The sequence below is a fragment of the Cupriavidus sp. GA3-3 genome (assembly GCF_000389805.1).
Lineage (GTDB): Bacteria > Pseudomonadota > Gammaproteobacteria > Burkholderiales > Burkholderiaceae > Cupriavidus > Cupriavidus necator_D.
Window position 1 is genome coordinate 267074 of record NZ_KB944479.1, and the last position, 13005, is coordinate 280078.

General features: G+C 66.0%; 11 protein-coding genes. All 11 read left to right on the forward strand.

Features of this window, described 5'->3' with window-relative positions; translation table 11 throughout:
* The first annotated feature begins 23 nt into the window (after positions 1-23).
* On the forward strand, positions 24-902 hold the full coding sequence (locus C265_RS16710; RefSeq protein ID WP_010811999.1) for an alpha/beta fold hydrolase: 879 nt from the start codon (positions 24-26) through the stop codon (positions 900-902).
* 37 nt (positions 903-939) lie between these two features.
* A complete protein-coding gene (locus C265_RS16715) occupies positions 940-2154 on the forward strand; it encodes an acyl-CoA dehydrogenase family protein (protein ID WP_010812000.1) in 1215 nt (404 codons plus the stop codon).
* A 142-nt stretch (positions 2155-2296) separates the two neighbouring features.
* Positions 2297-4018, forward strand: coding sequence for a DUF1302 domain-containing protein (locus C265_RS16720; RefSeq protein ID WP_010812001.1), 1722 nt, complete (start codon positions 2297-2299; stop codon positions 4016-4018).
* Positions 4019-4052: 34 nt separating this feature from the next.
* Positions 4053-5396, forward strand: coding sequence for a DUF1329 domain-containing protein (locus C265_RS16725; RefSeq protein WP_010812002.1), 1344 nt, complete (start codon positions 4053-4055; stop codon positions 5394-5396).
* Positions 5397-5476: 80 nt separating this feature from the next.
* The gene (locus tag C265_RS16730) at positions 5477-6550 is read left to right on the forward strand and encodes a YCF48-related protein (RefSeq protein WP_081645136.1); all 1074 of its coding nucleotides are present in this window, start codon (positions 5477-5479) and stop codon (positions 6548-6550) included.
* Positions 6547-8994 (forward strand): RND family transporter, encoded by a 2448-nt coding sequence (locus C265_RS16735; RefSeq protein ID WP_010812004.1) that lies wholly within the window; start codon positions 6547-6549, stop codon positions 8992-8994. Before C265_RS16730 ends, C265_RS16735 begins: the two co-directional genes overlap by 4 nt.
* Positions 8995-9012: 18 nt before the next feature.
* Positions 9013-9573: a flavin reductase family protein gene (locus C265_RS16740; protein ID WP_010812005.1), complete on the forward strand. Its 561-nt coding sequence runs from the start codon at positions 9013-9015 to the stop codon at positions 9571-9573.
* Positions 9574-10407, forward strand: coding sequence for a 2-keto-4-pentenoate hydratase (locus C265_RS16745; RefSeq protein WP_010812006.1), 834 nt, complete (start codon positions 9574-9576; stop codon positions 10405-10407).
* 16 nt (positions 10408-10423) lie between these two features.
* Complete coding sequence (locus tag C265_RS16750; protein WP_010812007.1) at positions 10424-11368, forward strand: acetaldehyde dehydrogenase (acetylating); 945 nt, start codon at positions 10424-10426, stop codon at positions 11366-11368.
* Between the two features lie 17 nt (positions 11369-11385).
* Entirely contained in the window at positions 11386-12429 is a 1044-nt protein-coding gene (gene dmpG, locus C265_RS16755) for a 4-hydroxy-2-oxovalerate aldolase (protein ID WP_010812008.1), read from the forward strand.
* A complete protein-coding gene (locus C265_RS16760) occupies positions 12374-12982 on the forward strand; it encodes a sulfatase-like hydrolase/transferase (RefSeq protein ID WP_305728166.1) in 609 nt (202 codons plus the stop codon). The genes dmpG and C265_RS16760 overlap by 56 nt, the downstream gene beginning before the upstream one ends.
* Positions 12983-13005: the final 23 nt, after the last annotated feature.

The window sequence follows — 13005 nt, forward strand, 5'->3', positions numbered from 1 at the left end:
ACCAATCCGAAAGGGAGACCCATATGAGCTTGTGGCTTGATTTCCTCGGCGCGGAGATCCGCTATGTGAAGACCAGCTTCGGCGCCATCCGCATCGCGGAAGCCGGCAAGGGCAATGCCGAAGCGCTGTTCCTGATGCACGGCATCGGCGGGCATATCGAAGCCTATGCGAAGAACGTGATGGCGCTGTCCGACACGTTCCACGTGATCGCGCTCGACTTCATCGGCCATGGCCTGTCGGAGAAGCGCGAAGACGTCGAATACACGCCCGTCACGTACGCCAGGCTGCTCGCCGAACTGATGGACGTGATGGGCATCCGTTCGGCCCATATCTCCGGCGAATCGCTGGGCGGGTTCGTCGCCGGTGTCTTCGCGGCCATGCACCCGGATCGCGTCAAGCGCCTGGTGCTGAACACCGCGGCGGGCATTCCCGTGGTCACGGAAAAGGGCCGGCAGGATCTGCGTGACCTGGACGAGCTGAACCGAAAGAACTTCGGCAAGCCGCCTTCGATGGAGACCATCCGCCTGCGCATGCAATGGCTGATGCACGAGTCGAACTGGCACCTGCTCGACGACGAGCTGATCGGGAGCCGGCTTGCCCTGTACAGCCGACCCGATTTCCAGAAGACCGCGCCGCTGGTGTTCGCGCTGGTCCGCCGCCACCACGAGTTGGCGGAGGAGGGCGCCATGATGCAGCCGCAGGACATCCAGTGCGAAACCCTTTACCTGTGGACGCGCTACAACCCGGTCCACGACGTCGCCGCCGCCGAGGCCGCCTGCGCCCGCACGCCGAGGGGCCAGCTCTACGTGATGAAGGCCGACGCGGCGCACTGGCCGCAGTACGAAGCGCCCGACGAATTCAACACCGTCATACGCAACTTCCTGACGACGGGCCAGTGCTGAGCCGAAGGGAACCCAAGAGAACCAAGGAGAAGACAAAGTGGGCGTCATTGTGGAAAAGAACATTGCTGTGCCGGGCACGGAAGAGCTGGTGCAGCGCGCGCAGGCCATGATTCCCTGGCTGCGCGAGCAGGCCGAAAGCGTGGAAGAGAACCGCGCCGTGCCGCCGTCTACCGTGGAAGCCTTTCGCCAGGCCGGCTTCTTCAGGATCCTGCAGCCGGCCGCCTGGGGCGGCTACGAGATGAACCCCGAAGCGTTCTACCGCGTGGTGATGGAGATCGGCCGCGGCTGTCCGTCGAGCGGGTGGACGCTTGCGATCCTGGGCATCCACCAGTGGGAATTCGGCAAGATGGACCCGCGCGTTGGCGAAGAAATGTGGGGAAAAGACCAAGAGGTGCTGGTCAGCTCGTCTTACGCGCCGCTCGGCAAGGCCCGCAAGGTCGAGGGCGGCTGGATGCTGTCCGGCAAGTGGCCCACGTCGAGCGGCTCCGAGCATGCACCCGGCGGCGCCTTCCTTGGCGCACGCGTGTACGACGACTCGGGCAACTTCCGCGACCTGCGCTCGTTCCTGGTCAATCGCGAGGACTATGAGCTGATCGACGACTGGCACGTGGTGGGCCTGTGCGGCACCGGCAGCAAGAGCCTGAAGATCAAGACCGAAGCCTTCGTTCCGGACCACCGTTCGCACAGCTTCCTTGACTATCAGCTGGTCCCGGGCGCTGCGGCAACCTACCAGCTGCCGTTCAACCAGGTATTCTCCGGCGTGATTTCTTCGGCGCTCGTCGGCTTTGCGCAGGGCATGGCCGATCTGTTCATCGAGCACACCAGGCCCAAGCAGAACCAGTTCGCGCTCGGACCCAACCCGGCCAAGAACCCGTTTATCCAGGAGAAGCTCGGCACGGCCATGCTGCAGATCCGCTCGGCGCGAGCGCGCATCCTCCAATGCACGCAGGAAGCCTCGGTCTACGCGCGGCGCGGCGAGCTGGTGCCGCTGGAAGTGCGCGTGCAGCAATTCCTGGACGTGCAGGCGACCGGCAAGGACTGCTTCGGCGCGGGCCACATGCTGTTCAAGAAGAGCGGTGCGCGCGGCATTTTCCTGAACACGCCGATGCAGCGCCAGCTGCGCTCCCTGCTGGCCGGATGCAACCACATCACCCAGAACGAGGACGACTTCTCCGCCGTCCTTGGTGCCTACCTGCTCGGCGAGCCGGTTCCGCCCGGCGTGTTCGGCGTGCCCGCGCCTGCGCGGGCCTGACCGGCACGGGCGCCTCTCCCGGGGAGGGGAGAAGCGCCACGACCGCCGCCCGGCGCGGCGGCCCGCAAGCATGACGAAGGTCCGGGATCACGGACCCATAACCAGGTCCATAAGCACAACCAGAAGACTGGTGGAGGAAGACATGAAGAAGTCCAAGGCATGGCGCAACGCCCACGTCGTGAGCCCCCTGTTTCTCGCGTATCTGGCGGCGCTGGTCGGCAGCGGCCGTGCACACGCGTTCGAGCTGGAAGGGTGGTCGGACGTGAAGGCGCGCTGGGACAACACGGTGAAGTATACCGCCGCGGGTCGTCTCAAGGACCCGGATCCGTACGTGACCAACCAGAACGGCATGCAGCCCAACGTCGACTTCGGCGACCTGGGCAACCGCAATGGCCTGATCAACAGCCGCTTCGACGTGCTGTCCGAGTTCGACCTGAAGTACCAGGACGTCGGGTTCCGCGTATCCGGCGCGTACTGGAACGACAGCCGCTACACGCGCGACCACAACGATTTCAACACCCCGGTGCCGAACACCCAGGCGGCAGTGCTTGGCGGCGCCAACAACGCGATTCCCCATGGCACGAAGCGGACCATGGGCGAGCGCGCCGAACTGATGGACGCGTTCATCTTCGGGCAGTTCGATATTGCCGACCGCAGCCTGACGCTGCGTGCGGGCCAGCACACGCTGCTGTACGGCGAGTCCCTGTTCCTCGGCATGAACGGCATCGCCGCCGCCCAGGGGCCGGTCGATGCGATCAAGGCGCTGTCGTTGCCCAATACGCAGTTCAAGGAGATCGCGCTGCCGGTGCCACAGGTATCGGGCAGTTTCACGATCGCGCCCGACGTGAGCGTTGGCGCGTACTATCAGTTCGGCTGGCGCGCCAGCCGGATTCCCGCCGCCGGCAGCTATTTCAGCGCGGCCGACTTCGTCGGCGATGGTGCGGATCTGTTGTTGCTGCCGCGCGCCATGCAGCAAGCGCTGGGGGCACCGACGCCGTTCGCCACGCGTGGCGCGGATGCCAAGGGTCGCAACAATGGCCAGTTCGGCATGCAGTTCCGCTTCAAGGCCGGGGACGTCGACTATGGCCTGTACGCGGCGCGCTATGACGACAAGGCACCGATCGCCGTGCTGAACGTGCCCTCGGTCGCGACGGGCGGTGGCAACTTCGGCAGCGGCACGTACAACCTGATGTACGCGCGCAAGATCGATGTGTACGGGGCGAGCTTCTCCACGGTTGTCGGCGAGACCAACATCGCCGGTGAGATCTCCACCCGGCGCAATGCACCGCTGGCGGTCCCGGGCGACCTGATCATGAGCGGCAGTCCGGCGGCCGACAATGACCGGAACACGCCGTACGCGCGCGGCAATTCCCTGCACCTGAACCTGTCGGCGATCAGCGTCTTCGGCGGCAACGCGCTGTGGGGCGGCGCCAGCCTCGTCGGCGAGCTTGCCTACAACCGGCTTCTCGACATCACCTACCGGCCGACCGTCGCGCCTGGCGTGCCGGACCCGGTCAGCACCACCAGCACCCGCGACGCGGCCGCGGTGCGCCTGGTGTTCACGCCGACCTTCTTCCAGGTCTGGCCCAACGTCGATATCGATATGCCGATCGGTATCGGCTATGGCCTGTTCGGCCGCTCGGCGGTCGTGCACATGGCGCCGGAGCGCGGCGGCGACCTGTCGCTCGGCATGGTCGCGACCATCCATCGCAACGTGAAGGTAAGCCTGAACTACACCCACTTCTTTGGCGGCAGCGGTACGGCACCGTCCCCGTCTGACGGGTTGACGCCGTCCTACGCCTCCTACAAGCAGTTCTACAAGGACCGGGACTTCGTCGCACTTACCGTGCAGACCACGTTCTGAAGCCCAGCCAGCACCACCACTCCAGGAGACCCGCATGACGCAGTACAAGCAGATGGCCGCGGCCATCGCCATCGCCACGCTCGCGGCGAACATCGCATGGGCCGCCGTTCCGGCCGACGAAGCGGCGCAGTTGAAGTCCACGCTGACCCCGCTCGGGGCCGAGAAGGCGGGCAACAAGGAGGGCACGATCCCAGCTTGGACCGGCGCGTATTCGGCGGCGCTTCCCGGCGCCGGCAACGGCAAGTACCCGGACCCGTTCGCCGCGGAGAAGCCAGTGCTGCAGATCACCGCGCAGAACATGAGCCAGCACGCCGGCAAGCTGACCGAAGGCACCATGGCGCTGCTCAGGAGATACCCGTCTTTCCGGCTTGACGTCTACCCGACGCATCGCACGGCTGGCGCGCCGCAATGGGTCTATGACAACACATTCAAGGCGGCAACCACGGCCAGGCTCACCGACAACGGCCTGAGCTTCGAGGGTGCGTGGGGTGGCGTTCCATTTCCAATCCCGAAGAACGGCAACGAAGTCATGATGAACCACCTCGTCCACCCGACGCCGGTGGCCTTCGACAGCGTGTCGCGCAACTTCGTCGGCACGTCGGATGGCAAGTACAGCATGGTGTCCAAGACGCAGCTGGCCAACCTGTCATCGTACTGGCAGAAGGATGGCAACGCCGACAAATACGGCAAGGTCTACCGGTATGTACGCCTGGAGACCGTCGCGCCGACCTTCAAGGCCGGCGAAGCCGTGGTGTCGCACGGCTCGCTCGACGTGTCGCAGGAGCCGCCGGCCTGGCAGTACCTGGTCGGCCAGCGGCGCGTGCGGCGCGCCCCGACCATCGGCTACGACACCCCTGACTTCATCGCGTCCGGCGCCAACTACTTCGACGAGGTCTACGGCTTCATGGGCCGCCTCGACCGCTACAACTGGAAGCTGGTCGGCAAGCAGGAGATCTACGTTCCGTACAACAACAACCGGTTTTTTGCCGCGGGCGAGGAGAAGGCCATTGTGCCGTTCCACACCAACCCAGATGCCGTGCGCTGGGAGCTGCACCGCGTGTGGGTAGTCGAGGCCACGCTGGCGCAGGGCAAGCGCCATGCGGTGCCGAAGCGCCGGCTCTATATCGACGAGGACAGCTGGGGCGTGCTGACGATGGACGGCTATGACGCCGAAGGCAAGCTGTGGCGCGTCTCTCACGTGATGAACCAGGTTGTCCCGGAGGCCGGCGGCGCGCTCGATTCCAGCTGCTCCGTGGTCTACAACCTGCAGGCCAACAGCATGTCGGTGATCCAGTACATGGACAGCCTGAAGCTGGTCACGCCGCGCCCGGTCAGCTACTTCACCGGCGATGCCTTGAGCAACGCCGGCGCACGCTGACGCGCGCGTGCTGCCTGCCGGAAACTCCGGCGGGCAGCACTCTGCAATGCCATATTGAAAGCCCCCAGATGCGTGATCCCATGATCGTATTGAACATCGCCGCCAGCCGGAACGGCTGGCTGCTACCGCTGGCGTTCGCGTGCTGCCTTAGCAGCGCTAATGCCGACGTACTCGACAAGCCCGCCGTGACCTCGGAGAAAGCGGCAACGCTGGTGCAGCTGTCAGTGGCCCGCGCTGGCAACCGCCTGGTTTCCGTTGGCGAGCGTGGCGTCATCCTGCTGTCGGACGACAACGGCAATCGCTGGCGGCAGGCGAAGGTGCCCGTCTCCGTAGCGCTGACGCGCGTGCGCTTTGTCGACGACAGGAACGGCTGGGTCGTCGGCCACAGTGGCGTGGTGCTGGCCACGCGCGACGGCGGCGAGAGCTGGAGCATGCAGCTCGACGGCACCAGGGCGGCGAGGACAGAGTTGGCCGCCGCCAAGCGCGAGGAGGGCGATGCATCGCGCCGCACGGCCGATGCCCGCCAGCTTGTCGAGGACGGCGCTGACAAGCCTTTCCTCGACGTGCGCTTCTCCGACGCGCAGCACGGCATAGCCGTGGGTGCCTATGGCATGGCATTCCGCACCGAGGACGGCGGCCGCAGCTGGCTGTCGTTCATGGGCAGCCTGGCCGCCGCCGATGCGCGCCATCTGTATGCCATCGTGCCGACGCGCGACGCCCTGTTGCTGCTCGGCGAGCAGGGCACGGTGCTGGCGTCCACAGACGGTGGCCGCCAGTTCCGCCGTATTGACTTCCCTGGCAAGGGCACGCTCTTCGGCGCGGTGTCCTCGGCCTCGGGCCAGACCATTCTTGCCTATGGCCTGAAGGGAAACGTCTATCGCAGCGCGGACGCAGGCATGCATTGGGAACGGGTGGAGTTGCCGCCAGTTTCCATCACGGCCGGCACGCGGCTCGGCGCGGGCGGCTTCCTGCTGGTCGACGAATCGGGCCAGACCTATCGCAGCGACGACGACGGCCGCCAGTTCCGCGCGGCGGCGCGCGGCCAGCCTATGACGGACATCGCACTGGCAGCGGATGGCGCGCTGGTGGGCAGCACCGTGCGGGGGCCGGTACGGTTCGCCGCCGGCAACGGGAAAGAGGCAGGCAAGCCATGAGCCATGTTCCGACAGGGTACGAGCCGCCGGTGATCCGGGACCTCAGCGACTTCGACCGGCAATCCGGCTCCTTCATCGAACGGCTGCTGTTCAACCATCGCGGGGTGGTGGTCGCGCTGTGCCTGCTCGTCACCGCCATCCTCGGCTTCCAGGCCACCCGGCTCACACTCGGCGCAAGCTTCGAGAAGATGATTCCGGCCCGGCACCCGTATATCGTCAACTACCTGGCGCACAAGGCGGACCTGGCCGGCCTGGGCAACGTGGTGCGCATCGCGGTGGAGAACACGCAGGGCACCATCTATGACGCGGAGTACCTGGAAACGCTGCGCAAGATCAACGACGAGGTGTTCCTGCTGCCGGGCGTGGACCGACCGTTCATGAAGTCTCTGTGGACGCCCGCGGTGCGCTGGATCGGCGTGACGGAAGACGGGCTGGACGGCGGCCCCGTGATCGAGGACAGCTACGACGGATCGCCCGATGCGATGCGCAAGCTGCGCGCCAACGTCGAGCGCTCCGGCGAGATCGGCAGCCTGGTCGCCGCCGACTTCCGCTCCAGCATCGTGCTGGTGCCACTGATGGAAGGTAGCGACGGCGCGGGTGAGCGGCTGGACTACCACCAGCTGGGCGACCGGCTTGAACAGATCCGCACGCGCTATGAGAGCGACCGGATCCGGATCCACGTCACCGGCTTCGCCAAGATCGTCGGCGACCTGATCAGCGGCCTGCAGCAGGTGCTGCTGTTTTTTGCCGTGGCGATTGCCTTCTGCACGGCCGTACTGTTCTGGTATACGCGCTGCTGGCGCAGCACCTTGCTGGTGGTGTCGTGCTCGCTGGTGGCGGTGGTCTGGCTGCTTGGCGTGCTGCCGACCATCGGCTTCGAGCTCGACCCGTACTCCATCCTGGTCCCGTTCCTGGTCTTCGCGATCGGCATGAGCCACGGCGCGCAGAAGATGAACGGCATCATGCAGGACATCGGGCGCGGCACGCACCGCCTGGTGGCCGCGCGCTATACCTTCCGCCGCCTGATCCTGGCCGGGCTGACCGCGCTGCTGGCCGACGCCGTCGGCTTCGCGGTGCTGATGGTCATCGATATCCGCGTGATCCAGGACCTGGCCATCACCGCGAGCATCGGCATGGCGGCGCTGATCTTCACCAACCTGGTCCTGCTGCCGATCCTGTTGTCCTTCACGGGCGTCAGCGCCGGGGCGGCGCAGCGCAGCCTGAAGGCGGAGACCGCAGGCATGCAGGACGGCCACGGCAAGCATGCACTGTGGGCGTTTCTCGACCGCTTCACGCAGCGCCGGTGGGCTGCCGTGGCACTGGCCGTGGCCGTCGTGCTGGGCGCCGCCGGCTTCGCTGCCAGCCTGCACCTGAAGATCGGCGACCTCGATCCGGGTGCGGCAGAGTTGCGCCAGGACTCGCGCTACAACCGCGACAACTCCTTCATGACGCAGAGCTATGCCGCCAGCAGCGACATCTTCGTGGCCATGCTGAAGACGCCGCCGGGAGAATGCGCGAGCTACGCCAACCTGGCCAGGGTGGACGCGCTGGAGTGGGAGCTGCAGCAGCTTCCCGGCGTGGAATCCACCAACTCGCTGGCAGCGGTGGCCAGGAAAATGGCGGCCGGCATGAACGAGGGCAGCATGCTCTGGTACGAAATCCCGCGCGCGCAGAGCATGATCAACGCGATCGTCACGCGCGCCCCGCGCGAGATCTTCAACCAGCGCTGCGACCTGCTGTCGGTCTACGCGTACCTGAAGGACCACAAGGCGGACACGCTGGCGTCCGTGCTGGCCGCGGTCGAGGACTTCGCGCGGCGCAACGACGACAAGGACGTGAAGGTGCTGCAGGCGGCCGGCAACTCCGGCATCGAGGCGGCGACCAATATCGTGGTGAGGACCGCCAACACGCAGATGCTGCTGCTGGTGTACGCGGCCGTGATCCTGCTGGCCTTCATCACCTTCCGCTCGTGGCGCGGGGTGATCTGCGCGGTGCTGCCGCTGATGCTGACCTCGGTGCTGTGCGAAGCCCTGATGGTGGCGCTCGGCATCGGCGTGAAGGTGGCAACGCTGCCGGTGATCGCGCTTGGCGTGGGCATCGGCGTCGACTACGCACTCTACATGCTGACCGTGATGCTGTCGTTCCTGCGCAAGGGGGAAAGCCTGTCGCGGGCCTATTACCAGGCGCTGCTGTTCACCGGCCGCGTGGTGGTGCTGACCGGCGTCACGCTGGGACTGGCGGTGGCCACGTGGAGCTTTTCACCAATCAAGTTCCAGGCGGACATGGGCATCCTGCTGGCCTTCATGTTCCTCTGGAACATGCTGGGGGCGCTGATCCTGCTGCCGGCCCTGTCGTGCTTCCTGTTTCCGCCGGGCAAGCGCACCGTGCCGGAGCCGGGCGTCACGCCGCTGCAAAGGGCCGAGCCGTCGACGCCGGCATCGTAAGGAACAAGGAGAGTTTCGATGAACCAGCCAATCAACCAGCGTCTTGACTGGACGCCCAACCCCGAGCTGCTCGCGCTGCCTGCCGTCAGCGCACAGGAGCACCGCGGCGGTCTGCGCAACTTCGCCGCAGCCGTCAGCATCGTTACCGCTCGACATGAGCAGGCGCGGGCCGGGCTGACCGCCACAGCAGTAGTCTCGGTCACCGCCGAGCCGCCGCGCCTGGCCGTGTTCGTCAACAAGAACGTCGTGGCGGCCAACATCATCATGGACAGCGGCGCGCTGTGCGTGAACGTGCTGTCGAGCCACCAGGAAGGCGTAGCCAAGGCCTTCGCCGGCATGATCGAAGGTGTGCACGGCGACGAGCGCTTCCGGCATGGCGGCTGGAGCACGATGGTGACCTGTTCGCCGGCGCTTGACGACGCGCTCGTCAACTTCGACTGCCGCGTGGTCAAGGTCTATGACGAAAGTACGCATCACGCCTTCCTGTGCGAAGTGCTCGCGACCAGGGGCTGCGCCAACGGCGCCGGGCAGGACGCCCTGGTCTACCTCAATGGCGGCTTCAGGCAGATCCCGCACTGAATGCCGTCAACCATTTTCAAGAAGAAGGAGTCCGACTTGAACCAAGAACTGATTGCCGATATCGCGCGCCGCCTGCGGGAGGCGGAGGCCACGCGCACGCCGTGCCCGCCGGTCCGCGAACTGATCCGGGAAGCGGCGACCGGCGCCGACGTCGTGGGCGCAGCCTATGCCGTGCAGGCGCACAACACACGACAGCGGCTGGAGATCACCCGCCTGGTCGGCCGCAAGATCGGTCTGACGTCGCTTGCCGTGCAGAAGCAGCTGGGCGTGGATGCCCCCGATTTCGGCATGCTGTTCGCCGACATGGCCGTCGGCGACGGCGAGGAGATCGCTTTGTCGCGCACGCTCCAACCCAAGGCGGAAGCCGAGATCGCACTGGTGCTGGAGCGTGACCTGACGCACGAGAAGCACACCTTCGCCGATATCATCGGCGCGACCGCCTATGCCGTTGCCGCGATCGAGATCGTCGGCAGCCGCATCGCCAACTGGGACATCACGCTCGCGGACACCATTGCCGACAACGCATCCAGCGGACTGTTCGTGCTGGGTTCCCGCCCGGTGCACCTGCACGATCTGGACCTGGTGAACTGCGCCATGACGATGGAGCGCGCCGGCCAGCAGGTGTCCGCCGGCACGGGCACGGCCTGCCTGGGCAATCCGCTCAATGCGGCAGCCTGGTTGGCGGACATGATGGTCAGGATGGGCTCGCCGCTGAAGGCCGGCGATGTGCTGATGAGCGGTGCCCTTGGTCCCATGGTTCCGGTCAGCGCCGGCGACCGCCTAGTGGCCCGCATCGAAGGCCTCGGCGAAGTGCGCGCCGTGTTCGCGGAATAAGACACCAGGAACCATGATGAAGCCAGACAGCAAGAAGATCCCGGTTGCCATCATCGGCTCGGGCAATATCGGCACGGACCTGATGATCAAGGTCATGCGCCACGGGCGGCATCTGACGATGGGGACCATGGTCGGCATCGACCCCGCTTCGGACGGCCTCGCGCGGGCCTCGCGCATGGGCGTGCCGGTCACGGCGCAAGGCATTGACGGGCTGCTCGCCATGCCGGACTTCGGAGACATCGGCATCGCCTTCGACGCCACTTCCGCTGGCGCGCATGCGCGCAACAACGCGCTGCTGCAGGAGCGCGGCGTGCGCGTGATCGACCTGACACCAGCGGCCATCGGTCCCTATGTCATCCCAGTCGTCAACCTTGACGCGCATCTGGATGCCCCGAACATCAACATGGTCACCTGCGGCGGGCAGGCGACCATCCCGATGGTGCGCGCTGTCTCCCGCGTCGCCCCGGTCCATTACGCGGAGATTGTTGCGTCCATTGCCAGCAAGTCGGCCGGTCCCGGCACGCGCGCCAACATCGACGAGTTCACCGAGACGACTTCCCGGGCCATCGTCGAGGTCGGCGGAGCGCGCCACGGCAAGGCCATCATCGTGCTGAACCCGGCCGAGCCGCCGCTCATCATGCGCGACACGGTCTACTGCCTGGCCGAGCTCGACGCCGACCAGGACGCGATCCGTGACTCGGTGCGCGACATGGCGGCCAGCGTAGCCGAGTACGTGCCGGGCTACCGCCTGAAGCAGGCCGTACAGTTCGAGCGCTATGCGGTGGAGCGGGCGCTGAACCTGCCGGGCATCGGTCGGCAGGCCGGCCTGAAGGTGTCGATCTTCCTGGAGGTCGAAGGCGCGGCGCACTACCTCCCGGCCTATGCCGGCAATCTCGACATCATGACCAGCGCGGCGCTGGCGGCCGCGGACCGGCTGGCCGCCGCGAAGCTCGGCCTGTGATCCCCGGAGGAATTCCCATGTTCGACAAGACCAAGAAGATCTACGTCTCCGACGTCACGCTGCGCGACGGCATGCACGCCATCCGCCATCAGTACTCGCTGGAACAGGCCGTGCGTATTGCGCGTGCGCTGGATGTCGCCGGCGTCGACAGCATCGAAGTCGCTCACGGCGACGGCCTGCAGGGTTCAAGCTTCAACTATGGCTTCGGCGCCCACACCGACCTCGAATGGATCGCGGCGGTGGCTGATGTGCTGAAGCACGCGAAAGTGGCCACGCTGCTGCTCCCAGGCATCGGCACCATCCATGACCTGAAGCAGGCCTACGAAGCTGGCGCCCGCATCGTGCGGGTGGCCACGCACTGCACCGAAGCCGACATCTCGAAGCAGCACATTGAGTACGCGCGTCACCTGGGCATGGACACCGTCGGCTTCCTGATGATGAGTCACATGACCACGCCACGGCACTTGGCCGAACAGGCAATGCGCATGGAGAGCTATGGGGCGCAATGCGTGTACGTGGTGGACTCCGGCGGCGCGCTGAACATGTACGACGTTGCCGACCGCTTCAAGGCATTCAGGGATGTGCTGAAGCCCGAGACGCAGACGGGCATGCACGCCCACCACAACCTGTCGCTCGGCGTGGCAAACTCGATCGTGGCGCTCGAGCATGGCTGCGACCGCATCGACGCCAGCCTGACCGGCATGGGCGCGGGCGCGGGCAACGCGCCGCTGGAGGTGTTCATCGCCACGGCGGATCGCATGGGACTGAACCACGGCTGCGACGTCAAGACGCTGATCGATGCGGCGGAGGACATCGTGCGTCCACTGCAGGAACGCCCGGTGCGGGTGGACCGCGAGACGCTGGCGCTTGGCTATGCGGGCGTGTATTCGAGCTTCCTGCGCCATACCGAAGTTGCCGCGCAGAGGTATGGGCTGTCGGCGTTCGACATCCTGATCGAGCTGGGCAAGCGGCGCATGGTGGGCGGGCAGGAGGATATGATCGTTGATGTGGCGCTGGATTTGCTGCAGCGGCGCGATGCTCGCGGTGCCGGAGCGCATTGAGCCGACGACGTTCCGGAATCAGGAGGTGACAACAGTAAATGGTGCAGTCATTCTGCTGGCGGGTGTGCTGGCGACCAGCATCCTCAGCGTGGCGTCTGCGGCGGACTCGGCTCCGCGCGGTGCGGACCAGCGGCCGAATACCCTGCTGATCTTGGCCGATGACCTCGGGTATTCCGACATCTGGGCCTTTGGCGGGGAAATCCATACGCCTAACCTCGACGCGCTGGCACGTCAGGGCGTGCGCATGACGCAGTTCTACGTCGCACCGACCTGCTCGCCCACCCGTGCCATGCTAATGTCCGGCGTGGACAGCCACCGCGCCGGCCTCGGCGCCATGGCCGAGACCATGGTACCCGAGCAGCGCGGCAAGCCGGGCTACGAAGGCTACCTGAACCAGAACTTGGTGGCGTTCCCGGATCTGTTGCGCGATGCCGGTTATTACACCTACATGACCGGCAAGTGGCACCTAGGCCAGAAGGAAGAGCAGAGCCCGGCGGCGCGGGGCTTCGAACAGTCCTACGGGCTTTGTCGCAATAGGCCTCCGATAGAATGAGCCGGTATCGAACTCAGGCAATG